This is a genomic window from Streptomyces sp. NPDC034099 (assembly GCF_055575415.1).
This window is the reverse complement of sequence record NZ_JBVISR010000007.1, coordinates 90,207-114,969: the sequence shown is the minus strand read 5'-3', so window position 1 is coordinate 114,969 and position 24,763 is coordinate 90,207. Positions and strand designations below refer to the sequence as shown.

21 protein-coding genes are annotated in these 24,763 nt (G+C 72.8%); 9 read left to right on the top strand and 12 right to left on the bottom strand.

Annotated features, from left to right (window positions below):
- Positions 1-76: 76 nt before the first annotated feature.
- On the bottom strand, positions 77-2,908 hold the full coding sequence (locus ACZ56V_RS21200; RefSeq protein ID WP_468944275.1) for an AAA family ATPase: 2,832 nt from the start codon (positions 2,906-2,908) through the stop codon (positions 77-79).
- Positions 2,909-3,056: 148 nt separating this feature from the next.
- Positions 3,057-3,887: a response regulator transcription factor gene (locus ACZ56V_RS21195; RefSeq protein WP_398913376.1), complete on the bottom strand. Its 831-nt coding sequence runs from the start codon at positions 3,885-3,887 to the stop codon at positions 3,057-3,059.
- A gap of 127 nt (positions 3,888-4,014) precedes the next feature.
- On the opposite strand from ACZ56V_RS21195, the gene ibuL reads away from it, so the two are divergent.
- Together ibuL and lbuL are read left to right on the top strand one after the other, a co-directional pair.
- Positions 4,015-5,694 (top strand): isobutyrate:CoA ligase IbuL, encoded by a 1,680-nt coding sequence (gene ibuL, locus ACZ56V_RS21190; protein WP_468944272.1) that lies wholly within the window; start codon positions 4,015-4,017, stop codon positions 5,692-5,694.
- The gene (lbuL, locus tag ACZ56V_RS21185) at positions 5,691-7,319 is read left to right on the top strand and encodes a linear/branched/unsaturated fatty acid:CoA ligase LbuL (RefSeq protein ID WP_467381002.1); all 1,629 of its coding nucleotides are present in this window, start codon (positions 5,691-5,693) and stop codon (positions 7,317-7,319) included. Before ibuL ends, lbuL begins: the two co-directional genes overlap by 4 nt.
- Before the next feature lie 53 nt (positions 7,320-7,372).
- On the opposite strand, the gene ACZ56V_RS21180 is transcribed toward lbuL, so the two are convergent.
- The 3 genes from ACZ56V_RS21180 to ACZ56V_RS21170 form a co-directional block, all read right to left on the bottom strand.
- Positions 7,373-7,852, bottom strand: coding sequence for a hypothetical protein (locus ACZ56V_RS21180; protein WP_398913370.1), 480 nt, complete (start codon positions 7,850-7,852; stop codon positions 7,373-7,375).
- 64 nt (positions 7,853-7,916) lie between these two features.
- Positions 7,917-8,297, bottom strand: a complete 381-nt coding sequence (locus tag ACZ56V_RS21175) for a hypothetical protein (RefSeq protein ID WP_398913368.1) — start codon at positions 8,295-8,297, stop codon at positions 7,917-7,919.
- A 102-nt stretch (positions 8,298-8,399) separates the two neighbouring features.
- Complete coding sequence (locus ACZ56V_RS21170) at positions 8,400-11,777, bottom strand: ALF repeat-containing protein (RefSeq protein WP_468944266.1); 3,378 nt, start codon at positions 11,775-11,777, stop codon at positions 8,400-8,402.
- A 522-nt stretch (positions 11,778-12,299) separates the two neighbouring features.
- Here ACZ56V_RS21170 and ACZ56V_RS21165 point away from each other — a divergent pair.
- Both ACZ56V_RS21165 and ACZ56V_RS21160 read left to right on the top strand, forming a co-directional pair.
- The gene (locus ACZ56V_RS21165) at positions 12,300-12,842 is read left to right on the top strand and encodes a hypothetical protein (RefSeq protein WP_398916102.1); all 543 of its coding nucleotides are present in this window, start codon (positions 12,300-12,302) and stop codon (positions 12,840-12,842) included.
- Positions 12,843-12,916: 74 nt separating this feature from the next.
- Complete coding sequence (locus ACZ56V_RS21160; RefSeq protein ID WP_398916104.1) at positions 12,917-15,130, top strand: trypsin-like serine protease; 2,214 nt, start codon at positions 12,917-12,919, stop codon at positions 15,128-15,130.
- Between the two features lie 4 nt (positions 15,131-15,134).
- Here ACZ56V_RS21160 and ACZ56V_RS21155 read toward each other — a convergent pair whose 3' ends face one another.
- Positions 15,135-15,836 carry a hypothetical protein gene (locus ACZ56V_RS21155; protein ID WP_398916106.1) on the bottom strand — a complete coding sequence of 234 codons (702 nt, stop codon included), beginning with the start codon at positions 15,834-15,836 and terminating at the stop codon, positions 15,135-15,137.
- 147 nt (positions 15,837-15,983) lie between these two features.
- Here ACZ56V_RS21155 and gcl point away from each other — a divergent pair, with 147 nt between their 5' ends.
- Positions 15,984-17,768: a glyoxylate carboligase gene (gene gcl / locus ACZ56V_RS21150; protein ID WP_467381008.1), complete on the top strand. Its 1,785-nt coding sequence runs from the start codon at positions 15,984-15,986 to the stop codon at positions 17,766-17,768.
- A 67-nt stretch (positions 17,769-17,835) separates the two neighbouring features.
- On the opposite strand, the gene ACZ56V_RS21145 is transcribed toward gcl, so the two are convergent.
- From ACZ56V_RS21145 to ACZ56V_RS21120, 6 genes are all read right to left on the bottom strand, one after another.
- Entirely contained in the window at positions 17,836-18,465 is a 630-nt protein-coding gene (locus tag ACZ56V_RS21145; RefSeq protein WP_468944260.1) for a TIGR04222 domain-containing membrane protein, read from the bottom strand.
- Between the two features lie 65 nt (positions 18,466-18,530).
- Positions 18,531-18,785, bottom strand: a complete 255-nt coding sequence (locus ACZ56V_RS21140) for a hypothetical protein (RefSeq protein ID WP_468944669.1) — start codon at positions 18,783-18,785, stop codon at positions 18,531-18,533.
- On the bottom strand, positions 18,782-19,033 hold the full coding sequence (locus ACZ56V_RS21135) for a hypothetical protein (RefSeq protein WP_467381012.1): 252 nt from the start codon (positions 19,031-19,033) through the stop codon (positions 18,782-18,784). The genes ACZ56V_RS21140 and ACZ56V_RS21135 overlap by 4 nt, the downstream gene beginning before the upstream one ends.
- 426 nt (positions 19,034-19,459) lie before the next feature.
- On the bottom strand, positions 19,460-20,923 hold the full coding sequence (locus ACZ56V_RS21130; RefSeq protein WP_467381013.1) for a catalase: 1,464 nt from the start codon (positions 20,921-20,923) through the stop codon (positions 19,460-19,462).
- A gap of 198 nt (positions 20,924-21,121) precedes the next feature.
- On the bottom strand, positions 21,122-22,036 hold the full coding sequence (locus ACZ56V_RS21125) for a 2-hydroxy-3-oxopropionate reductase (RefSeq protein ID WP_398916115.1): 915 nt from the start codon (positions 22,034-22,036) through the stop codon (positions 21,122-21,124).
- 48 nt (positions 22,037-22,084) lie between these two features.
- On the bottom strand, positions 22,085-22,924 hold the full coding sequence (locus tag ACZ56V_RS21120) for a TIM barrel protein (protein WP_467381015.1): 840 nt from the start codon (positions 22,922-22,924) through the stop codon (positions 22,085-22,087).
- 140 nt (positions 22,925-23,064) lie between these two features.
- On the opposite strand from ACZ56V_RS21120, the gene ACZ56V_RS21115 reads away from it, so the two are divergent.
- The 4 genes from ACZ56V_RS21115 to uraH all read left to right on the top strand — a co-directional run bounded on the left by ACZ56V_RS21115 (position 23,065) and on the right by uraH (position 24,759).
- On the top strand, positions 23,065-23,331 hold the full coding sequence (locus ACZ56V_RS21115; RefSeq protein ID WP_356362347.1) for a YkoF family thiamine-binding protein: 267 nt from the start codon (positions 23,065-23,067) through the stop codon (positions 23,329-23,331).
- The gene (locus ACZ56V_RS21110) at positions 23,328-23,696 is read left to right on the top strand and encodes a helix-turn-helix domain-containing protein (RefSeq protein ID WP_356362350.1); all 369 of its coding nucleotides are present in this window, start codon (positions 23,328-23,330) and stop codon (positions 23,694-23,696) included. The genes ACZ56V_RS21115 and ACZ56V_RS21110 overlap by 4 nt, the downstream gene beginning before the upstream one ends.
- 149 nt (positions 23,697-23,845) lie before the next feature.
- Positions 23,846-24,361, top strand: coding sequence for a 2-oxo-4-hydroxy-4-carboxy-5-ureidoimidazoline decarboxylase (gene uraD / locus ACZ56V_RS21105; RefSeq protein ID WP_467381018.1), 516 nt, complete (start codon positions 23,846-23,848; stop codon positions 24,359-24,361).
- Entirely contained in the window at positions 24,358-24,759 is a 402-nt protein-coding gene (gene uraH, locus ACZ56V_RS21100) for a hydroxyisourate hydrolase (protein WP_356362355.1), read from the top strand. Before uraD ends, uraH begins: the two co-directional genes overlap by 4 nt.
- Positions 24,760-24,763 lie beyond the last annotated feature (4 nt).

Below are 24,763 nucleotides of genomic sequence, written 5' to 3'. Positions count from 1 at the left end.
ACCCCCTAAGGGCGTCGGGCAGGGAAAACCCTCGGTTTACCGCCGGTAAACCCGACGGCCGCCGGGACGGCCCGTCTCAGTCGGGGCGCCGGCCCGCCGCCAGCCGGACGATGTCGACCCGGGACCGGATCCCCAGCTTGCGGTAGACCCGGGTCAGGGTCGCCTCGACGGTCTTGACGCTGACGAACAGCCGGGCGGCGATCTCCCGGTTGGTCGCGCCCTCCATCACGAGCGAGGCCACCTGGCGCTCCATCGCGGCGAGCCCCGCCAGCGTGTCCGGCTCGGCGGCCGGCACCGGGGGTGTCCCGGCGGCCCGCGCCGCGACGGCTGCCTCCACCCGCCGCAGCCAGGGCAGCGCCCGGCACCGCCGGAACAGCCGCGCCGCCTCGTCGTACGACGCCGACTCCGGGGCCCGGCCCGGCCGTTCGGCGTGCAGCTCGGCCAGCGCGAAGACCGCCCGGGCCTCCTCGAGGCCGAACCCCAGCCCGGCAAGACGCTCCCGCGCCGACGCCAACCGCGCCACGGCCGCCCGGTGTTCGCCCCGCGCCGCCCGCACCAGCGCCTCGGACCGGTCCAGGACGGCGAGCACGCTCTGACGCCCGAGCCGCAGCGCGTGCGCCCGGGTGACCTCGATGACGTCCATGGCCTCGGCCGGCTCCCCGGTGCGCACCAGCGCCTCCGCGAGGTCGCCCTGCCACCGGCCGCGCGCCGGGTCGGTGATGCCCGCGCCGGCCTCCAGCTCCCGCACCCGGCGCAGCACCCGTACGGCCGCCGCCGCGTCGCCCGCCGCCAGGTGGGCGTGGCCGAGCGCGGCCAGCGCCCGCGACAGGTACACGGCGTCGCCGTCCCCCTCCGCCCGCCGCACCGCCTCCCGCGCCAGCTCCAGGGCCCGGTCGGGATCGCCGCCCGCGGCCTCGGCGAGCGCGGCCTGCATCGCGCCCGCGCCCTCCCCGATGCCCGCGTCGCGCGCCAGGGTCAGGCTCTCCCGGGACAGTTCCAGGGCCCGGCCGCAGTGGCCGGAGTGCAGTTCGGTCTCCGCGAGGAACCGCAGGTAGTGGACCTCGCTCTCGGCCATGCCGCGTCGGCGCACCTCGCGCAGCAGCGCGGTGACGGTGGTCCGCGCCTCGGCCAGCCGGTCGCTCATCACCAGCCACCGGAACCGGGAGGAGCCCGCCCCGTTGTGGTGGCACGCCACCCGCGGGTCCTGCGGCTCCTGGAGCGCCCGCTGGATGGTCGCCGGGGCGTCCGGGTGGCCCATCAGCGTCTCCGACTGCGCCTGGAAGGCGAGCGCGAGCAGCTCGGTGCGCCGGTCCCCGGCCCGCGCCGCCAGCCGGGCCGCGTGCGCGGCCTCCTGACGCCCCTGGGCGAAGTCGCCCTGCACCACCAGGGAGCGCCAGGCCAGCTGGTAGTGGACCAGGGCGAGCAGCCGCGGGTCGTCGCCCGCGTCGGCCAGAGCCTGCGGGAAGACGGCGTCGACCTCGCCGATGGCCTGCCCGGCCGCCTCGATCACCGCCATCCAGGCCCGTACCCGCTCCCCGGGCGCGGTGGCCCGGGTCAGCACCTCGCGGGCGACGTCCCGGGCGAGGTCCTGCTCGCCCGCGGTGATCGCGTCCTCGGCGGCCGTCAGCCGGCGCTCGTCCGGGCCCGGTGTGCCGTCCGCCGGGGTGTGGTGGGCGGCGAGCAGCCCCAGCGAGGCCGCCACCGACGGCGCCCCGCGGTCCCGGGCCAGCGCCGCGGCCTGGGCCAGCCGGGCCGCCACCCGGGGGTCGGTGCCGGTGGTGGCCAGCGCCAGGTGCCGGGCGCGCTCGATCGGGTCGGAGGCGGCCGTGGACAGCGCGGCGTGCGCGGCCCGCCGCTCCGGCGCCGGTGCCTCGGCGTACAGCGCGGCCGAGATCAGCGGATGCGCGAACCGTACGGTCGGTCCCTCCGGGTCGGGCGCCAGCAGCCCGAGCGCCGCCGCCTGTGCGGTCTCCGCCTCGGCGTTCTCCCGGCCGGCCGCGTGCAGCAGCGCCGGGGTGGGGCGGGCGCCGGCGCTGGCCACCAGGAGGGTGCGGCGCGCCTCGTCCGACAGCATCTCCAGGCGGGACAGGACCAGGGCGCGCAGCGAGGTCGGCACCGGCAGCGGCTCGCCCGGGCGCGGTGCCGCGGGGCTCTCGGCCAGGGCCCGGCCCAGTTCCAGGGCGAACAGCGGATTGCCGCCGCTGGTGCGGTGGATGTCGCGGACCGTGGAACGGTGCAGGCCCGAGTAGCCGCGTCCGCCAAGCAGCGTCGACACCTGGGCGCGGGTCAGCGGCCCCAGGCGCACCGCGCGGGTGTCCGGCGGAACGGCGCGCAGATGCCGGTCGTACTCCGCGTCCTGGGTCTCGGGTCCCTCGGTGCGCACCGCGCACAGCAGCCGCACCGGGGTGTCGCCCAGGCGGCGGGCGGCGAAGCCGAGGAGTTCCGTGCTGGCCGGATCCAGCCACTGGAGGTCGTCGGCGACGACGAGGACGGGCCCCGCGGCGGCGAGGGCACGCAGCGCGGACAGCACGGCCAGGCGCAGCGCGAGGCCGTCGCGCTGGAGGGTGGACTCGCCGCGGCCGGTCAGCGCGGACTCCAGCGCGGTGCGCTGGGCGGCGGGCAGCGCGGGGGAGACCTCGTCGAGGACCAGGCCCAGGAGGTCGGCGAGGGCGAGGAAGGGGAGATGCGATTCGGACTCGGTGGCCGAGCAGCGCAACACGGTGTGCGCGGTACCGGCGTATTCCGCGGCCAGGGTGCGCAGGACCGTCGACTTTCCAATTCCGGCGGGCCCGTGCAGCAACACACTGCCGCCCCGGGTGAGCTGCTCACGCGCCGCGCCGAACGACTCCTCCCGCCCGATGACCAGGTCGGAGCGGCTGCCGGCAGCGTCCGCGAAGTCCCGTGGCACGGTGACCGCTCCCCTCCGTGTGTCGTGTCCGGGCCAATATTAGGCATCGGCGCATTGCCTCACGGAGGGACGGCGAGGTGACCCCAATAACAAACACCGGGCCACCGAAAACAAACACCGCCGAGACAAGTCCGGACCAGTCCGCCGGCTAGGGCAGCCACCCCGTACGGCGGGCCGACGCGACGGCTTCCGTGCGGGTGCGGGCGCCGAGCTTGCGCATGGCCGAGCGCAGGTAGCTCTTGACGGTCTCCGCGCCCACCCCGAGCCGCTCGGCCGCCTCCCCGTTCGTCGCGCCCGCGGCCACACAGGCCAGCACGTCCACCTCGCGCGGCGCCAGCCGGGGCCCCGGGACGGGACCGTCCCCCGCCACCAGCAGGCCGCACGCGCGCAGCAGCTCGTCCCGCAGCGCCGGGTCCGTGATCCTCGGTGCCAGTGCCCGCAGCGCCGCGTGCGCCTCCCGCACCTGCTCCCAGGCCGCCCCGCCCGCCGGGCCGGGCGCGGGCGCGGCCGCCGCCAGCAGCTCGCCCGCCTCCTCCCGCAGCACCAGCGCCTGCTCCGCGTCCCGTGCCGCCGCCACGGCCGCACCCAGCGTGCGGTCGCCCAGCGGCTGGGCCGTGCGCAGCGCGCCGTACAGGACGCCGCGCACCCGGCGCCGTACGACCACCGGTACCGCGAGGACCGAGCGCAGGCCCTCGGCGGCGACGGGCAGGTCGTACTCGTGGCTGATCTGCCGGGAGACGGAGTAGTCCGTCACCGCGCACGGCCGCGACAGCGCCACCGCCCGGCCGCCGAGCCCGTTGCCGGCGGTCACCGCCAGCGCGCTGAGCGCCGTCGTGGCCGTGCCGCTCAGCTCGCTGATGCGCACCTGGCGCCGCCCGGACTCCACCAGTCCGCCGAAGGCGACGGGCAGCCCGGTCGTACGCCGCAGCCGCACCAGCGCGCTGCGGATCTGAGCCGCGTCCGCCGCGTCCACCGCCACCGGCTCCGACCTCCCTCACGACCGCCGTCCCGGGACGCACACCCCCGTTCGGGGGTAGTGAGACCCACATCACGGATTAGACGATGGCACAGAGCCGCCCGGCAAGGTCCGGCACCGAGGAGGACAGATGACGACGGCCACGGAGCTGTTCCGCACCGCACGGGACTTCCTGCTGGAACACCGCGAGGACTACACCGCCGCCTACGAGGGGTTCCGGTGGCCCCGCCCCGAGAACTTCAACTGGGCGCTGGACTGGTTCGACGTCATCGCCGACGGGAACGACCGCACCGCCCTGCACATCGTCGAGGAGGACGGCCGCGAGGTCCGGGTCTCCTTCGCAGAGATGTCCGCCCGCTCCGACCGCGTCGCGAACCGCCTGCGCGAGTGGGGCGTCGGCCCGGAGGACCGCATCCTCGTCATGCTCGGCAACCAGGTGGAGCTGTGGGAGACCGCGCTGGCCGCGATGAAGCTGCGCGCCGTCGTCATCCCGGCCACCACCCTGCTCGGCCCCGCCGACCTGCGCGACCGTGTCGACCGGGGCCGGGTGAAGCACGTGATCGTGCGGGCCGGGGACACCGGCAAGTTCGACGACGTGCCCGGCGACTACACGCGTGTCGCGGTCGGCGGCGGCGCGGCGACGGCGCCCGGCTGGCGGCGCTACGAGGACGTGTACACGGCCTCCGACGCCTTCACCCCGGATGGCCCCACCGCCGCCGACGACCCGCTGATGCTGTACTTCACCTCGGGCACCACCGCCCGCCCCAAGCTGGTCGAGCACACCCACGTGTCCTACCCCGTGGGGCACCTGGCGACCATGTACTGGATCGGGCTGACCCCCGGCGACGTGCACCTGAACATCTCCTCACCCGGCTGGGCCAAGCACGCCTGGTCGAACCTGTTCGCGCCGTGGAACGCCGAGGCGACCGTCTTCCTGTACAACTACACCCGGTTCGACGCGAGCCGGCTGATGGCCGAGATGGACCGGGCCGGCGTCACCACCTTCTGCGCCCCGCCCACCGTGTGGCGCATGCTCATCCAGGCCGACCTGGCGCAGCTCGCCACCCCGCCCCGCGAAGTCCTCGCCGCCGGTGAGCCCCTCAATCCCGAGGTGATCGAGCAGGTCCGCCGCGTGTGGGGGAGGACCGTCCGGGACGGCTTCGGGCAGACCGAGACCGCCGTCCAGGTCTCCAACAGCCCCGGTCAGGTGCTCAAGACCGGCTCGATGGGCCGCCCCAGCCCCGGCTACCGCGTCGAGCTGCTCGACCCGGTGACCGGCGCGCCCGGCGCCGACGAGGGCGAGATCGCCCTGGACCTGTCCGAGCACCCGGTCGGCCTGATGACCGGCTACCACGGCGACGCGGACCGCACGGCCGAGGCGATGGCGGGCGGCTACTACCGCACCGGCGACATCGGCGCGCGCGACGAGGACGGCTACCTCACCTACGTGGGCCGGGCCGACGACGTGTTCAAGGCCTCCGACTACAAGATCAGCCCCTTCGAGCTGGAGAGCGCCCTGCTGGAGCACGAGGCCGTCGCGGAGGCCGCGGTCGTGCCGGCCCCGGACGAACTGCGCCTGGCGGTGCCGAAGGCGTACATCGTGCCGGCGGCGGGCTGGGAGCCGGGACCGGACACCGCGAAGGTGCTCTTCGAGCACTCCCGCCAGACCCTCGCCCCCTACAAGCGGGTGCGCCGCCTGGAGTTCGGGGAACTGCCCAAGACCGTCTCCGGCAAGATCCGCCGCATCGAGCTGCGCGAGGCCACGGCGGCCGGTTCCGCGAACGAGTACCGCGAGGAGGATTTCCGGTGACCCGCCTCTCCTACGCCCACGGCACCAGCACCACCCCGCTGCTCGGCGACACCATCGGCGCCGACCTCGCCCGCGCGGTCGCCGCCCACCCGGACCGCGAGGCCCTGGTCGACGTCCCGTCCGGACGGCGCTGGACCTACGCCGAGTTCGGTGCGGCCGTCGACGAGGTGGCGCGGGGACTGCTCGCGAAGGGCGTCACCAAGGGCGACCGGGTCGGCGTCTGGGCGGTCAACTGCCCCGAGTGGGTCCTCGTCCAGTACGCCACCGCCCGCATCGGCGTCATCATGGTGAACGTCAACCCGGCCTACCGGGCCCATGAACTGGAGTTCGTGCTCCAGCAGTCCGGCATCACCCTGCTGGTCGCCTCGCTCGCCCACAAGAGCAGCGACTACCGGGCGATCGTGGAGCAGGTCCGCGGCCGGTGCCCCGCACTGCGCGAGACCGTCTACATCGGCGACCCGTCCTGGGACGCGCTCACCGCGTCCGCCGCCTCGGTGCCGCAGGAGCGGGTCGACGCGCTCGCCGCCGAGGTGAGCTGCGACGACCCGGTCAACATCCAGTACACCTCCGGCACCACCGGCTTCCCCAAGGGCGCCACCCTCTCCCACCACAACATCCTCAACAACGGCTACTGGGTGGGCCGCACGGTCGGCTACACGGAGCAGGACCGGGTCTGTCTGCCGGTGCCCTTCTACCACTGCTTCGGCATGGTCATGGGGAACCTCGGCGCCACCTCCCACGGCGCCTGCATCGTCATCCCCGCCCCGTCCTTCGAGCCGGTCGCCACGCTGGAGGCGGTGCAGCGGGAGCGGTGCACGTCTCTGTACGGCGTCCCGACGATGTTCATCGCGGAGCTGAACCTGCCGGACTTCGCCTCCTACGACCTCACCTCCCTGCGCACCGGCATCATGGCGGGCTCCCCCTGCCCGGTGGAGGTGATGAAACGGGTGGTCGCCGAGATGCACATGGAGCAGGTCTCCATCTGCTACGGCATGACCGAGACCTCCCCGGTCTCCCTGCAGACCCGCATGGACGACGACCTCGAACACCGCACCGGCACCGTCGGCCGCGTCCTGCCGCACATCGAGGTCAAGGTCGTCGACCCGGTCACCGGCGTGACCCTGCCGCGCGGCGGGGCGGGCGAACTGCGCACCCGCGGCTACAGCGTGATGCTCGGCTACTGGGAGGAGCCCGAGAAGACCGCCGAGGCCATCGACCCGGGCCGCTGGATGCACACCGGCGACCTCGCGGTGATGCGCGAGGACGGGTACGTGGAGATCGTCGGCCGCATCAAGGACATGATCATCCGGGGCGGCGAGAACATCTACCCCCGCGAGGTCGAGGAGTTCCTGTACGGCCACCCGAAGATCGCGGACGTCCAGGTGGTCGGCGTGCCGCACGAGCGCTACGGCGAGGAGGTGCTGGCCTGCGTCGTCCCGCGCGACGCCGCCGACCCGCTCACCCTGGAGGAACTGCGGGCCTACTGCGACGGGCAGTTGGCCCACTACAAGGTGCCCAGCCGCCTCCAACTCCTCGACTCCTTCCCGATGACCGTGTCCGGGAAGGTGCGCAAGGTGGAGTTGCGGGAGCGGTACGGCACTCCGCAGCCGCCCCCGGGACACTGACCGCCGGCGGGGGCGGGCGGCGCGCGGCGTCCCCCGGCGCCCGTCCACCGGCGTCAGCCCGCCGCCCAGCCGGCGCTCACCGCGCAGAGCACCGGCAGGACGAGGAGGGCGGCACCCATCGGATGCGGGAACGGGCCGCGCTCCCGCACTACCTCGCGGACCGCGAACGCCTTGCGCTGGGCCGCGTCCGTCCGCTTCGTCGACAGCGGGGTCAGCGAACCCAGCAGTACCAGCAGCACTTCGGACCAGCGCAGCCGTTCCGCTCCCGCCACAGGCAGTGTCCAGGAGGACACCCAGCCCCTGAACGGCAGCAGCGCCAGAACCGTCCCGCACAGGAACCCGGCGCACGCCGCGCACGCCGCCTGCCACGGCACTCGCGCACCGGCCCCGAGGACGAGTGTCAGCGCCGCTGCCGAGGGGAGCGTCACGAGGGCGATCCACCGCTCCCGACGCACGGGCAGCCACCGCAGGAGCACGCAGGTGAGGACCAGGTCACAGACCAGGAGCGCGAACACGGCGAACGGAAGGAGCACGGGCGGTCCTCAGCTGTCGGGTAGGCGGTGGGGAGGAGGCCGCCACACGCCCCGGGAGGGCGGCTCATCCGATGAGAAAGGCCACGAGCACCGTCGTCGCCACGAAGATGACGAGGAAGACGACCAGTTGGCCCTTGGTCACCTCGTCCGCCGGCTGGCCCGCGCGGTGCAGGGCGAGCTGGCGGGCGAAGTACTTGGCATAGACGAGCCGCAGCACCACCAGAACGAGGGCGACGAGGGTGAACAGGAAGAGCGCCTGCTTCACGTCGCTGTCCCGGGCCAGGGTCTGCCCGCCGATGACCGCGGCGCCCGCCAGGGGCGGCAGTACCGCGGCGATGCGCTGCCACCTCTTCGTGGCCAGGGACTGCGCGGCGAGGGTGAGGGCGATGCCGGACACAACGGCCATGACCCACCATTGGGTGACGGACATGTCGGGCGTCAGCATGGGCACTTCCCTCTTCCGAGCCGCTGCGGACCGCCGCGATGACGGCATTGAGGTGGGACGGCGATCATATCCCGTCCCACCCCTGCCGGTTGCGTGCGTCCGCTACCAGGTCAGCCAGCCGACGACTGTGGTCGTGGCGTCACTCACCGCGCCGGAGATCTTCGCACCGACATCCTCCGCGACGTCGTCCAGGCCGCCGAACTTGCTGAGCAGCTTGCCCTTGCCGAGGAAGATGCCGCCCACCGCGAACATGCCGAGCGCACTGTGGAAGTCGCTGCCCTGCCAGTTGTCCGCGATGCCGTGCAGCAGGGCACTCGTCCCCTGCAGCCCCCAGGACACGAGACCGACGGCGCCGGCCGCCGCCAGCAGTGCCGGTGCGGCGGGCGGGAAGAGCAGGGCGCCCACACCGAGGACGACGCCCGCGCCGCCCGCGATCGTGCTCCAGTGCCCGGTGACCGTCGCCCACTGCTTGGCCGAACCGATGTCCTCCGGCCACAGCTCCCAGTCGTAGTACCAGGGCTTGTCGTGGTCGGAGCTCTGGGAGGGGTTGGTCCCGTTCGCCTTGTCCTGCGCGGCCTTCTCCGCGGCCTGGCGCGCCTTCTCGGCGGCCTCCGCCTTCCGCTTGGCCGCCACGATGGCCTTCGCCTCGCTGGCGGCGTCGGCGGCGGCTGCCGCGTCGGCGCCGGCCTGCAGCTTCGCGGCCCGGGCGCTGGCGGCGGAGGCCTGTGCCTCGGCGGCGGAGGCGACGGCCGCGCGGGCGGACGCCGACGCCTGCCGCATGGAGTAGTTCGCCGTCCGGGCCGCGCCGCGGGCCACCGTCGCGGCCTGCGACGCGCTGGCGGCTGACTTGGCCGCGTCGGACGCGGACTGGTCGGCGGCGTCCGCGTTGGCCTTGGCGTCCGCGGCGGCGTCGGCGGCGGCGTCGGCGTGGTCCTTCGCCTTCGCCGCCCAGTCGGAGGCCTCCTCGGCGGCCTGCCGGGCCTCGGCCGCCGCCTTCGACGCCAGCGCCGCGTCCTCCAGCGCCTTCGCGGCGACCTTCGCGGCGTGGGCGATGGTGGCGCGGATGGCGGCCACGTGCGTGGCGTGGTCCTCGTCGAGCCGCGCGATGTAGTACTTGTCGCGGGCGACGAAGTACCGCCGCATGCGCGCCGAGCCCTCCAGCACGATCTCCGCGGCCGACTTCATGTAGGGGCCGCCGGATTCGAGGAGGCGGAAGATCTCGACCTGGTCGTCCTGCTTGACGGCCTCCGCCAGCTCCACGTTGAGGAAGCGGTGCAGCGCCAGGGCGCTGCCGTCGGCGAGTGCCGCCTCGGCCTTCGCCTTGACGGCCTTGCCCGGGTCCTCGTTCAGGACGGAGAACACGGTGACCCGGTTGTCCGTGGCCGCGGCCTCGAGGACGCCGGACGCGAGGAACTCGGTGGGGGCGTCCTCGTTCTCGTCGGCCAGTGCCCGGTGGGCCGCTTCGGCGACGGCAGGCTTGGCCGACTCGGCGACGGTCAGCACCGTCTCGCGGTCGTCCTGGCGCTGGGCGAGGAGACGGTCGGCGCCGACCCAGTTGAGAACGTCCTGGTCGGCGCCCGCGAGGGCGAACTCGGCCGCGGCACGGGTCCAGCTGCCGGCCGAGTCCAGGAGCCGTACGGCGGCCTTGCGGCCCTCGGTGACGGCCTGGGCGGTGTCGCCGGCCCGCAGGGCCGCCTCCGCTGCCGCGATCGTGTTCTTCGTCTCCGCGGCCGTCTGGTCGGCCAGGGTGCGCCGGTTGTCGGCCTGCTTGGCGTCGTCGATCTCGGCCTGCGCCCTCAGCCTGGCCTCCAGGACGCCGAGTTCCGTGTCCTGGGTGATGCGGGCGGTCTCCGCCTCACGCGCGGCCGCCTCCACGGCTTTGGCCTCCTCGACCGCGTCGGCGGCCGTGGTCGCGGCCTTGACCGCGGCCTCGGCGTAGGCGGTGGAACGCTTGGCGTACTCGACCGCCTCACCGGCGTGCGCGGCCGCCTCGTCGGCCGCGTCCGCGGCCGCGTCGGCGTGGTCTGCGGCGCTGTTGGCGGCGTCCCGTGCGACCGCCGCCGCGGCTGCGGCCCGGTCGGAAAGGCTTCGGGCGGTACCGGCGGCCCGGGTGGCGCGCGCGGCGGCGGCGTTGGCCTCGGCGGCGGCCTGCCGGGCGGCGGCGGCCTGGGACGTGGCCACACCCGCCGAAGCGGCGGCGTTCGCGGCCTCGTTCGCGGCGACGGCGGCGTTCTGCGCCGCGCCCGCGGCGGCGGCACCGGCGGCGTAGGACTGCCGGGAAGCCGCCGCGGCGTGGTCGGCGGCCTTCGCGGCGGTGCGCGCGCGGCGCGCGGCGTTCCGGGCACCCTCGGCCGCACTGCGCGCGGCGGAGGCCTTGGAGGCGTCCTTGGACGCCGCGATGGCCGCACCGTAGGCGCGGGAGGCCGCGCCGCCCGCCGCCGCGGCGGCTGCGGCGGCGGCCTGGGCGGCCCGCGCGGCCCGGCCCGAGGCGGCCTGAGCCGTGCGGGAGGCGGCGATCGCGGTGTTGGCGGCGTTGGCCGCGCCGCGGGCGGCGTTGGCGGCGTTGTTGGCCGCGCGCGCCGACTTGCGGACGTCCTCCTTGGCCGCCAGGGCCTCCTCAGCCGCCTTCTGAGCAGCGGCCTTCGCCTCCTCCGCGGCCTTCTTGGCCCGGTCCGAGGCTGCCACGGCCTGCTCCGACTTGAGGCCGGCCTGCTTGCCCTCGCGCTCCACCACGGCGACCAGCTGCTCGATCGTCGCGCTCTCCTCGTCGCGGGCCCGCGCGATGAACTGACCGGAGACCAGGAAGCGGTGGATGGCGGCGGGCGTCCCGTCGGACAGGGCCTGCTCGGCGTACTTCTTCACCTCGGGGGAGGCGGTGTTGAGGATCGTGAAGACTTCGACCCTCTCGTCCTCGGCCTGCGCCGTGTACTGGGTCTCGTCCAGGAAGGTGCGCATGGCCTGGGCGGTGCCCGTGTTCAGGGCCTTGGTGGCCTCGCGGGCCACTGCGGGGCCGCTGTTGTTCAGGATGGTGAGCACCGCGACCCGTAGGTCGGTCGTCACCGGCTCGACGTAACCGTCGGTCAGGTAGGCGGTGACGGCGTCGTCGCCGGCCGTCAGCGCGGCCTCGGCGGACTGCTGGGCGGACTTGCCCGCGTGGGGGAGGCCCGTGAGCACGGCGAAGCGGTTGTCCTCCGCCTGGGCGACGGGGAGTTCACTGGTGAGGAAGGTGGAGACGGCGGCCTGGGACCCGGTCAGGGCGGCGGCCGCCGCCTCGCGGACGGCGACGCCGCCGATCTTGTACTGCCATACCGCCCTGCCCCGGTCGGTGTCCGGCAGATCGGTGTCGGTGTCTCCGGAGTCGCCCTCGGCGGCCCCGGCGGGGCCGGCGGCGAGCAACGCCACGCCGGGCAGGGCGGGTACGGCGCCCGTCGCGGCGATGGTGGTGAGTATGCGGCGTCTGCTCCACAGTGACGCTGACAAAGTGAGCATCCTTCCCGTACGGGATACGCGAGTGTGTTGGTGGACGAAACGTCCAACACTGGGACAGGAAAGCAGAACTGACCTGCCGTCAGCTTTACATGTTGCGCGGCGAAACATTACCTGTCCGTCACCGAATCGCCACCCTTATTCCGCCGGGAAAAAATTGGCGAATTCTAATTCTGGGAGAGCAGTTCACTGCGAGGATCGAGAGATGGTCACCTTTACTCCAAGGAAAGATCACAGGATCTTCATAAGTGAGAAGGCAACCTTTTCTTGGGTGACGCAGGTCACGCTGAGGTTGTGTGGGGTGACCTTTTTGTGGTGGTTAAAGGGTTGGACAAAACTATTCGGGCCGACTTCCATCGGGGGGCCGCAGGGGGTGCGGGTGCGTCCCGGAACCCCTTCAAGCGGTCCGGTGGCGGAATAATCCGGGGGGTTCTCAGGGCGAGTTGAAGCCGTCCAGTGCCGCCCATTCCGCAACGCGTACCGGACATTGCGTTCGTATCGACCCGTAGGACGGTAATGAAGAGCAAAGCACGTATCGGGACCTCGTGGTCCAAGGGGCGTTTCCTGGCGCGAACCGCGGCTGTCGCGGTCGCCGCGGGGGCACTGGCGGCAGTGGTGGCGGCCGGCGCCGGCGACTCGGCCGGGAGGAGCGGCACCTCCGTGCGCGCGGTCGCCGACGAGGCTCCCGGCTACGCCGTCGAGGACTTCGCCTATCCGCAGGCGGACAAGGTCCTCGAGGAGCAGGGCATCGTCCTCAAGCGGGGCGACGGACACATCGTGCTGGCCTCCTGTGCGCCGGGCACCGGTCAGCTGGAGGTCTACTCGCGCGAGGCGTCGAGCGTCTGCTTCGAAGTCACCGGTGACAGCGGCTGGCTGACGATGGAGATCCCGTCCGTCTACGGCGTGAAGACGAACGAGTACGCGACCCAGGTCGACCTGACCGTCGGCGAGGAGGAGAAGTCCGTCGACGTCCCCGCCAACTCGTGGAAGGCGGTGGGCGAGAGCGCCGACGAGCAGGGACGCCCCCACATGCTGGTGGAGATCAGGACGTCCAAGTAGTGGCCGGCGAGACCCCAGCAGTGACGAGCGATCAGCCCCCCTCCCCCGCAGCGACTCAAGCAAGGAGCCGACCCATGCCGCATCCCAGACCCTTGCGTCTCACCGCACTCGCCGCCGCCCTGGCCGCCGGACCGATCGCGCTGACCGCCGGTCCCGCGGCCGCCGTGACCGGCTCGGCGGCCGCCGACTCCGACACGACCTACGCCTACGCCGCCCAGATCGTCGTCGGCGACCACGACCGCGGCTGCTCCGGTGTCCTGGTCGACACCGACTGGTTGCTCACCGCCGCCAGTTGCTTCGCCGAGAACCCCGCCGAGAGCCTCGCCGTGCCGACCGGCAAGCCCGCCCTGACGACCACGGCGACCATCGGCCGCGCCAACCTCACGGGCACCGGGGGCGCGGTCCGCACCGTCGTCGAGCTGGTGCCCCGCACCGACCGCGACGTGGTCCTGGCCCGGCTGAACCGGCCGGTCACCAACGTCACCCCCGTCACCCTGGCCACCACCGCGCCCACCGCCGGTGAGGAGCTGACGCTCGCCGGCTACGGCCGTACGAAGACCGAGTGGGCGCCGCTGAACCTGCACACCGGTGCCTTCTCGGTCGACGCGGCCGACGCCACCACCGCGACGGTGACCGGCCGGGACAACGTGGCGGCGTGCATGGGCGACACCGGTGGCCCGCTGGTGCGCACCGTGAACGGCGCCAAGCAGCTGGCCGCCCTGAGTAGCCGCTCCTACCAGGGCGGCTGCTTCGGCATCGACGCCGCCGAGACGCGTACCGGGGGCGTGGTCGCCCGCGTCGACGACCTGGGTTCCTGGGTGGCCTCCAAGGTCGGGGCCAACCGGATCACCGACTTCAACTGCGACGGCGTCGAGGACATAGCCGTGGCCGACCCCGAGGCGACCGTCGGCGGCGACGCCAAGGCGGGCCTGGTCCGCGTCGTCCTCGGCGGGGGCAAGGGCACCGCCCAGATCGACCAGGACCTCGACTGGGTGCCGGGCGGGGGCGAGGCCAACGACCTCTTCGGGCAGGCCATCGCCACGGTCGACTACAACGAGGACGGCTGCACGGACCTGGCCGTCGGCACCCCGGGCGAGAACCTCGGCGACGCCGTGGACGCGGGCATGGCCGACGTCCTGTACGGCGCACCCGGCGGCATCGGCACCGGCGCCGTCAAGAACGCCCACTTCCAGCAGGCCACGGGCAACGGCTCCATCAACGCCTCCACGCCGGAGAACGGCGACCTGATGGGGCAGGCGATGGTCGCCGGTACCACGGCCGCCGGCGAACCCTTCCTCGTCATCGGCGTGCCCGGTGAGGGCCTGGGCGATGCCGCCGGAGCCGGCGAGGCGTTCTACGTGCGCGGCGGCACCAACGTCTCCGTCCACCAGGACGGGGTCGACGTGCCCGGGGCAGTGGAGGCGGGCGACGGTTTCGGCGCGGTGCTCGCGGCCGACGCCAACCACCTGGCCATCGGCGCCCCCAACGAGAACATCAACGGTGACGACGCCGCCGGCAACCTCGTGGTCTTCTCGCACGAGCTGAACAGCGACAAGAGGCCCACCCCGCTGTTCGGCCTCGACCAGGACCTGGACACCGTCTCGGGCGGCGCCGAGAAGGGGGACCGCTTCGGCGCGGCCCTGGCGCTGGCCCCGTACCGTCCGGCGGGTGCGGCGCGCGCCGACGATTCCCTCCTGGCCGTCGGCTCCCCGGGCGAGGCCCTGAACGTGGACGGTGTCAGCAAGGCGGAGACGGGCGGCGTCACCACCTTCCGGGTCACCGCGGCCGGCACCTACACGCAGCTCGAGGGATACTCCTCCGGCACCGGTGAGGACGACGTCTCCGGCACCTCCGAGGCCGGCGACCACTTCGGGTCCACGCTGACGGCCGTCAACACCGCGCCGCGTGCGGTGAGCACCGTGGCGACCATGAAGATGGCGGTCGGCATCCCGGACGAGGCCCTGGGTTCCGCGGCCAAGGCGGGTGCGGTGCACGTCTTCTCGATGCTGGGCTCGCCCGGCGCCAACGACAAGTGGATCGAGTCCGGCGACGGCGACGGTGTCCCCGGTGCGCCGGGTGCCAACGAGCGCCTCGGCTCGAGCATCCACTTCACCGGCACCCACCTGTACGTCGGCATGCCCTACGGTCCGACCGCCACCGGCGCGCTGTACGCCCTGCCGATGTCCAACGTGACCCTCGGTGAGCCCATTGCCGCGCCCACCGTGTACCAGCCGGGTCAGGGCGGCCTCCCGGCCGTCGGTACGGCCTTCGGACACGCGGCGAGGTAGTCGCTCAGTCTGATCCCTCCCAGTCGGCCGTGGCGTCCAGCGCCACGGCCGACGTGTTCGCCGGGCGCGGCACTCCCGACGGGTCGAGCACGAAGAGCGCGACGTCCAGCCGGTCGGCACGGACCCGGGCGTCCTCGGCGTACCCGGCGAGCGAGAAGTACACCCCCCGCGCCGACTCCGCCATCGCCGTCAGCCACAGGCACTCCACGTCCCGCACCGAGGCCGGGCCCACCGTCGGGTCCACCTGGACGGCGATGCCGGGCGCGGCGAGGCCGATGCCGGCCGGCGGACGCTGCTCGGCGCGGCGCACGTCCCGGTGGCCCAGCCCGCGCAGGTACAGGACTGCGGCGGTGACCGCGTCGCGGGCGGTGCGGATCGGAACGGCCCGGTGCGCCGGGACCCGTGACCCCGGGGTGCGCCCGGACCGGCCGGTGGCGGCGGGGTCCACCGGCAGGCACAGCACCGTCCCGCAGGGGCAGCCCAGCTCCGGGCGCGGCCACCGGCTCTCGGCCCCGCAGGCCGCACAGCGCACCCCGATCCACTCCTCGTCCCACGCCCGGTGGGTGACCGCGGTCGCGGCCCCGCGCGGGTCCAGTCCCGGGGCGACGGGCGCCCCGCACGCACAGGGATACGACGGGGCCGTGTAGCGGTGCCGGCGCCCGCAGGCGGTGCAGCACACCGAGATGGTCTCGGACATGACCCCCATCGTCCTCTCTTGACGGCCCCCGGCTGCCCACTTACATTACTTCCAGATCGTAGAAAATAAATTTCGCTATACGGAAGTTGCTACGGAAGAAGCTCACCGCGGGGCGCGACGGGAGTGCGAATCCGACAGCCGGATCAGGAGTACTCGATGGCTCGTATGACCGCTGCCCGAGCGGCAGTTGAGATCCTCAAGCGCGAGGGCGTCACCGACGCGTTCGGTGTGCCCGGTGCGGCGATCAACCCCTTCTACGCCGCGCTCAAGGCGTCCGGCGGCGTCCAGCACACCCTGGCCCGCCACGTCGAGGGCGCCTCGCACATGGCCGAGGGCTACACCCGCACCAACCCGGGCAACATCGGCGTCTGCATCGGCACCTCAGGACCGGCCGGCACCGACATGATCACCGGTCTGTACTCGGCGATCGGCGACTCGATCCCGATCCTGTGCATCACCGGCCAGGCGCCGACCGCGGTGATCCACAAGGAGGACTTCCAGGCCGTCGACATCGCCTCGATCGCCAAGCCGGTCACCAAGATGGCGGTCACCGTCCTGGAGGCCGCGCAGGTCCCCGGCGTCTTCCAGCAGGCCTTCCACCTGATGCGCTCCGGCCGTCCCGGCCCGGTCCTGATCGACCTGCCCATCGACGTCCAGACGACCGAGATCGAGTTCGACCCGGAGACCTACGAGCCGCTCCCGGTCTACCGGCCCCTCGCCACCCGCGCCCAGATCGAGAAGGCGATCGGCCTGCTCAACGCCGCCGAGCGCCCGCTGATCGTGGCCGGCGGCGGTGTCATCAACGCCGACGCGGCCGATCTGCTGGTGGAGTTCGCCGAGCTGACCGGCACCCCGGTGGTGCCGACCCTGATGGGCTGGGGCATCCTGCCCGACGACCACGAGCTGAACGCCGGCATGGTCGGCCTGCAGACCTCGCACCGCTACGGCAACGCGACCTTCCTGGAGTCCGACTTCGTCCTCGGCATCGGCAACCGCTGGGCCAACCGCCACACCGGCAAGCTGGACGTCTACACGGCCGGGCGGAAGTTCGTCCACGTCGACGTCGAGCCGACCCAGATCGGCAAGATCTTCGCCCCGGACTACGGCATCGCCTCCGACGCCAAGGCGGCCCTGAAGCTGTTCGTCGAGGTCGCGAAGGAGCTGAAGGCGGCCGGGAAGCTGCCCGACCGCTCCACGTGGGCCGCCTCCGCGCAGGAGCGCCGGGCCACCCTCCAGCGCCGTACGCACTTCGACGACATCCCGATCAAGCCGCAGCGCGTCTACGAGGAGATGAACAAGGCCTTCGGCCCGGAGACCCGGTACGTCTCGACCATCGGCCTCTCCCAGATCGCCGGCGCCCAGATGCTGCACGTCTACCGGCCCCGGCACTGGATCAACTGCGGCCAGGCCGGCCCGCTCGGCTGGACCGTCCCGGCCGCCCTCGGCGTCGCCAAGGCCGACCCGGACGCCCAGGTCGTGGCGCTCTCCGGCGACTACGACTTCCAGTTCATGCTGGAGGAACTGGCCGTCGGCGCGCAGCACAAGATCCCGTACGTGCACGTCCTGGTGAACAACTCCTACCTGGGCCTGATCCGGCAGGCACAGCGGGCGTTCGAGATCGACTTCCAGGTCAACCTGGAGTTCGAGAACATCAACTCGCCCGAGCTGGGCGTCTACGGCGTCGACCACGTCAAGGTCGCCGAGGGCCTGGGCTGCAAGGCGATCCGGGTGACCGACCCGAACGAGCTGGGCGCGGCCCTGGAGCAGGCCAAGAAGCTGGCCGCCGAGCACCGGGTGCCGGTCGTCGTCGAGGCGATCCTGGAGCGCGTCACCAACATCTCCATGTCGGGCACGAACGACATCTCCAACGTGGTGGAGTTCGAGGAGGTGGCCACGGAGCCGGGGCACGCCCCGACCGCGGTCAGGACGCTGAAGGTCTGACACACCCGCGCCGCGCGGCGAGAGCGGCCCGTTCCCCAGGGGACGGGCCGCTCTGCCGTGTGCGCGCTCAGTCCGGGCCGCCGCCCGCGTGGTCCCCGTGGCCCGTGCCGCCACCGCCGTCGCCCGGGACCGAGTCCTCGTACTCGTCGCGCCACCTCGGGAACCTGCCCCGGCCCAGCGAGAAGCGCACACCGCCGGCCGGGGTGCCCGGGGCCGCCAGCCCGGTCCGCAGCGCGAAGCGCGGCAGGAGCAGGCGCAGGGCGGCATCGCCGTGCAGGGCGACCGCGAGCAGCGTGTCCTCGTCCGTCAGCCCGTGCCTGACCGCCGGCAGCGGGTGCCGCTCCCGCCAGAACTCCACGCGCCGGCGGGCGCCGCGGGTCGGCCTGAGCCAGGGGTGACCGAGGAGCCCGTGCTCGGCGAGCGGGATGCGCGTCAGGGCCAGGGCCAGGCGGACGTCCGGGTGCCGGACCAGTTCGCGCGCGGTGAGCGGCTCGTGCAGACAGTCCAGGACGGTGCCCTCGAACGGACCCAGGCCCTCCGGCTCCGGTCCCGTCGTGCACAGCGTCCTGCGGGGGCCGGTCTCGACGGCGCCCAGCAGGTGCAGGGCGACCAGCGCCACCGTGACGGCGCCCGGCGGCCCGCCGCCCAGCAGCGCGATCTGATGCGGCTCCCACCCGATCTCCGTGCCACCGTCCACGACCCCACCCCCGTGCGCCCCCGTGTTCCCGGGGTTGTGCCCGCTGCGGGGGCTCCTACGCGCGTTCAGCGACCGTGGTGACCGTGGTGCTCGTGCAGCCCCGGCCAGTCCTCCGGGCCGCCGCCCTGCCACTCGACCAGGTCGCTCGACTCGACGTCGGTCACGTACAGGTCGGCCAGCCGCAGCAGTTCGGCGACGTCGTCGATGTGCGAGGCGACGCCCAGCGTCTCCTCGCCGGAGGTGACCCGGCGGGAGCCGTCGAGGGCGGGGGAGTGGACGACGCGTTGTGCCCGCTGCGGGGGGCTCCTACGCGCGTTCAGCGACCGTGGTGACCGTGGTGCTCGTGCAGCCCCGGCCAGTCCTCCGGGCCGCCGCCCTGCCACTCGACCAGGTCGCTCGACTCGACGTCGGTCACGTACAGGTCGGCCAGCCGCAGCAGTTCGGCGACGTCGTCGATGTGCGAGGCGACGCCCAGCGTCTCCTCGCCGGAGGTGACCCGGCGGGAGCCGTCGAGGGCGGGGGAGTGGACGACGATGTGCGGGTGCTCGGGTGGGTGTGCCGTTGCCATGCCTCCAGGCTGCTGCGCGGGCGGCGGATCCGCACCCGGTGAACGCCGGGCAGCGCCGGATGCGGGACCGTCCGCATCCGGCGCTGCTCGGCCGGTGAAGGTTCTTCACGTGGTGTCCGTCCGGCGGCGCGAGGCTGGGCGCGACAGGTCGTTCGCGCCGCCGGACGGGATCTTCGGGCCCCTCTGGGACGAGAGGCGTGTGGCTGGGACCGCGGCGGTGCGACGGGCCGGAACGGCTCCTCCCCTCAGGTCGTAGGAGAAGCGTCCGTGCCCTTCACCACCGCACTGGCTCGCTGGCCGCCGCGGTCCTCGCCCTGCCCGCGCCGGCACCTGGCGGTCACCCCTCATCCGGGCCGCTTCGGTGCCTGCGCGGGCCGCGCACACGGCCCCGGCCTCCCCGCCGGGTTCCGTGCGCGAGCCGGTGGATCAGTCCTCGCGCAGGGCGCGGACCGCCTCCTCCACGCGCTTGCCGTACTCGGGGTCGGCCGCGTGGAAGTGCGCGAGGTTCTTCTCGACGACGTCGCCCCGCGAGACCTGGGACAGGCCGCCGGCCAGGTTGGCGACCAGACGCTGCTTCTCGTCCTCGCTCATCAGCCGGTACAGCGCACCGGCCTGCACGAAGGGGTCGTCCTTGGTGTGCAGCGGCGCCTCGTGGGTCCCGGTGTGGCCGGAGACCGCGAGCGGGGCCGCCAGCGGACGGCCGGTCTCGGCCGGGCCGTCGTAGGAGTTCGGCTCGTAGTTCTTGGCGTACCGGCCCTGCGGGTTGGACGCCATCAGACCGTCCCGGCCGTAGTTGGCGGCGCCGCCCGGCACGGCCTTCGGGGCGTTCACCGCGAGCTGGGTGTGGTTGACGCCCAGGCGGTAGCGGTGCGCGTCCGCGTAGGCGAACAGACGGCCCTGGAGCATCTTGTCGGGGGAGGGGCCGATGCCCGGCACGAAGTTGTTCGGGGAGAACGCGGCCTGCTCGACCTCCGCGAAGACGTTGTCCGGGTTGCGGTCGAGCACCAGCCGGCCCACCCGCTTGAGCGGGTAGTCGGCGTGCGGCCACACCTTGGTCACGTCGAACGGGTTGAAGCGGTAGTTCGCCGCCTCGGCCACCGGCATCAGCTGCACGTGCAGCGTCCAGGACGGGTACACGCCCCGCTCGATCGCCTGCACCAGGTCCGTCTGGTGCGAGGTCGGGTCCTCGCCCGCGAGCTTGGCGGCCTCGTCGGCGGTCAGGCAGCGGATGCCCTGGTCGGTCTTGAAGTGGTACTTGACGAAGAAGGACTCGCCCTTGGCGTTCGTCCACTGGTAGGTGTGCGAGCCGAAGCCGTCCATGTGGCGGTACGACGCCGGGATGCCGCGGTCGCCCATCAGCCAGGTCACCTGGTGCGTGGCCTCGGGGGAGTGCGCCCAGAAGTCGAAGACGTTGTCCGGCTCCTGGCGGCCCGTGAACGGGTCGCGCTTCTGGGAGTGGATGAAGTCGGGGAACTTGATCGGGTCCTTGATGAAGAACACCGGGGTGTTGTTGCCGACGAGGTCGTAGTTGCCCTCCTCGGTGTAGAACTTCACCGCGAAGCCGCGCGGGTCGCGGACCGCGTCCGCGCCGCCGAGGGAGTCGGCCACGGTGGAGAAGCGCAGGAAGACCTCGGTGCGCTTGCCGACCGTGTTCAGGAAGTCGGCGTGCGTGAAGCCGGTGATGTCGTCGGTCACCTCGAAGTGGCCGTAGGCGCCGGAGCCGCGGGCGTGCACCACGCGCTCCGGGATGCGCTCCCGGTTGAAACGGGCGAGCTTCTCGATGAGGTGCTGGTCCTGGATCAGGAGCGGGCCGCCGATGCCGGCGGAGGCGGAGTTCTGGTTGTCGGCGACCGGGGCACCGGACTCGGTGGTGAGCACGCGCTGCGACATCGTGGACCTTCCGTGACCTGCTGAGCGAGGGTTCAGCGGAAACTCGTTTCCGCTTCGTGGAGCTTAGGACGTGAGCCTAGATTTCGGACCGTTGCACGTCAACAGTTTGTTGAAGTGGGTTCCGGGTGGCGCCGCCGCTCGGGCGCGACAGGACAGATGTCAGCGGCGGCGCCACCCGGAGGTCTCGGGGGCGGTGCGTCAGACCTGGGCGCCGGAGAGGCGCTCCACGGCCCGCAGCAGGGCCGAGTGGTCCAGGCCGCCGTCGCCCTGGGCGCGCAGGGACGCGACCAGTTGGGCGACCACGGCGCCGACCGGCAGCGCGGCACCGACGTTGCGGGCGGCGTCGGTGACGATGCCCATGTCCTTGTGGTGCAGGTCGATGCGGAAGCCCGGCTTGAAGTCGCGGGCGAGGAAGTTGTCCTTCTTCCGCGTCAGCACGGTCGAGCCGGCCAGACCGCCGTTGAGGACGTCCAGGGCGGCCTTCAGGTCCACGCCGGACTTCTCCAGGAAGACCACGGCCTCGGCGCACGCCTGGATGTTCACGGCGACGATCAGCTGGTTGGCGGCCTTCACGGTCTGGCCCGAGCCGTGCGGACCGCACAGCACGATGGTCTTGCCGAGCGCCTCGAGGAGCGGCTTGGCCTCGTCGAAGTCGGCCTGCTCACCGCCGACCATGATGGACAGCACGGCCTCGATCGCACCGGCCTCGCCGCCGGAGACCGGGGCGTCCAGGACGCGGACGCCCTTGTCCTTGGCGGCCTTCGCGAGGTCCACCGAGGTCTGCGGGGTGATCGAGGACATGTCGACCAGCAGCGCGCCGGACTTCGCGTTCTCCAGGATGCCGTCGGGGCCGTAGGCGATGGCCTCGACCTGCGGCGACGCGGGCACCATGGTGACGATCACGTCGGCGTCGCGCACGGCCTCGGCGATCGAGCCGGCCGCGGTGCCGCCGGCGGCGGACAGACGGTCCAGCTTCTCCTGCTCCAGGGTGAAGCCGGTGACCTGGTAACCCGCCTTGATCAGGTTCTCGGACATGGGGGAGCCCATGATGCCGAGACCGATCCAGGCAACCGTCGGGAGGGTCGGGTGGGAGGAATCACGCAGCGTGCTCATGATGGGTACCTCTCTGAAAATCTGTGGAGAATTCCTGCGGGGTGGCGCTCAGCGGGCCGCGCGGGCCTCGGCCGGCAGCCAGGAGAAGGACTGCGCGCTGGGGTCGTCGCCGGGCTTGTACTCCAGGCCGACCCAGCCGTCGTACCCGGCCTTCCTCAGGCGGTCGAGCAGGTCCTCCAGCGGGAGGGAGCCCGTACCGGGAGCGCCGCGGCCCGGGTTGTCGGCGATCTGGACGTGGCCGGTCTTCGCGGCGTACGCGTCGATCACCTGCGGCAGGTCCTCGCCGTTCATGGACAGGTGGTAGAGGTCCATGAGGAACTTGGCGTTGCCGAGCCCGGTGGCCTCGTTGACCTTGTCCACGACCCCGATCGCGGCCGGTGCCGACACCAGCGGGTAGAGCGGCGACTCGGGCTCGTTGAGCGCCTCGATCAGCAGGATCGCGCCGATCCGGTCGGCCGCGCGGGCCGCGAGGACCAGGTTCTCCAGCGCGAGCCGGTCCTGCTCGGCCGGGTCCACGCCCTCGACGCGGTTGCCGTACAGGGCGTTGAGCGCCGTGCAGCCCAGGGACTTCGCGAAGTCGGCGGCCACGTCGATGTTGGCGCGGAAGCGGTCCGACTCCTCGCCGGGCACCGACAGCGCGCCGCGGTCGGGTCCGGGCAGCCGCCCGGCGTAGAAGTTCAGACCGGTGAGCTGGACGCCCGCGTCCTCGATGGCCGACTTCAGGGCCTCGAGCTCGGACTGCTCGGGGGTGGGTGAGTCGATCCAGGGCCACCACAGCTCGACCGCGGTGAAGCCGGCCGCGGCGGCGGCCGCGGGACGCTCCAGGAGCGGGAGTTCCGTGAAGAGGATCGACAGGTTGACGTTGAAGCGCTGATCTGCGAAGCCCATCGGGTGCCGCGCTCCCTTCCGTTTCGATCGTATTCCGCATTACGGAAGTTCGTTTCTGCTTAATGGAAGATTGCCGGGGGAGTGCGGCCCTTGTCAAGAGGGGGCGGCGCAATGCGGTCACCCCGCGTTAGGTTGACCGCGTGCGATTGAGAGTGGAGTTCACGACCGAACCCTTCGACCTGGACGAGGCGCCCGCGCACGCGGTGGTGGCCCGGGAGGTCGTCGAGGCCGCCGAGCTGGACGCGGTCGACGTCGGCCCGTTCGGCAACACCGCCGAGGGCGGCGCCGACCGGGTGCTCACCGCCGTGGACGCGCTGCTGCGCCGCTCCCTGGAGGCCGGCGCCACCCGGATCTCGCTCCAGGTCAACGTGGTCGGAGAAGACGCCGGGCGAGGGGGCGAGCGGTGACCGGCCCCGCCGAGGAGCCGTTCATCGCGGCCGTCAAGCCGCTGGTCGACGCCATGGGTGGCGAGATGCTGCCGCCGGACGAGGCCGGCCTGGAGGACGTCGTGCTCTCCTGGGAGGGTGCCGACGTCGTCGCCGTACGCCTGCCCCAGCTCGCCGACTCCCTGGACCACATCCTGGCCGCCATGGAACGCCGGCGGGGCAGGCCGCTGGCCGACCTGGACCGCAGGGCCAAGCAGGAGGTCGTACGGGCCCTGGAGGCGCGCGGCGCCTTCGCCGTACGGCACGGCGTGGAGACCGTCGCGAGCGCCCTCGGCGTCAGCCGCTTCACCGTGTACAACTACCTCAACCGTGAGAAGGGCACCTGACCTGCACGATCCCCGACCACCTCCAGCCGCCGTCCGGTAACCGGGCGGCGGCTTTTCCGACCCCGAATTTTCAACAAAGTGTTGACGGCTTGTTTCCGAGGGCGTTAGCTATCGGCACGCCCGCTCAGCACAAGGCCACGGAGGCTCCCGTGACGTCCACTTCCGCGTCGGGCCTGGCCCGCTTCAACACCCTCGAGGAGTCCTCGGCACGCGCCGAACTCCACGAGGCGTGCGCCTCCACGGCGTGGGCCCGGCACCTGCTCGCCGCCCGCCCCTTCGCCACCGCCGAGGACCTGTACGCCGCCAGCGACGCCGCCATGGCCGAGCTGAGTGCCGAGGACCTCGCCGAGGCGATGGCCGGACACCCGCCGATCGGCCGTCCCAAGCCGGGCGACCCGACCTCGTCCCGCGAACAGGCGGGCATGGCCGGCGCCGCCGAGGAACTCAAGGCGGAGATGCTCGAACTGAACCTGGCCTACCAGGAGAAGTTCGGCCACGTCTTCCTCATCTGCGCCACCGGCCGGACCGGCGAGCAGATGCGGGACGCGGTCAAGGAGCGGATCGGCAACTCGTCCGAGCAGGAGCGGGAGATCGTCCGCGCCGAACTGGGGAAGATCAACCGCATCCGCCTGACCCGACTCGTCGAACAGGACGCCCGACCATGAGCACCAGCACCACCGCCTCCGTGTCCACGCACATCCTGGACACCAGCGCCGGCCGCCCCGCCGGGGACGTCGCCGTCCAGCTCGCCGCCCGTACGGGGCGCGACGCGGACTGGCAGGCGCTCGGCGGCTCCGCGACCGACGCCGACGGCCGGTGCAAGGACCTCCCGGCCCTGCCGGAGGGCACCACCCACGTACGGCTCGACTTCGACACCGAGACGTACTTCGCCAAGAAACAAGCCGCGGCCCAGCAGGACGCCCCCGCGCTCCGGGACAGCGAGAACGGCCGGCCCGTGTTCTTCCCCGAGGTCACCATCACCTTCGCGGTGGTGCCCGGCGAGCACTACCACGTTCCGCTGCTGCTCAACCCGTTCGGCTACTCCGTTTACCGAGGGAGCTGACCGA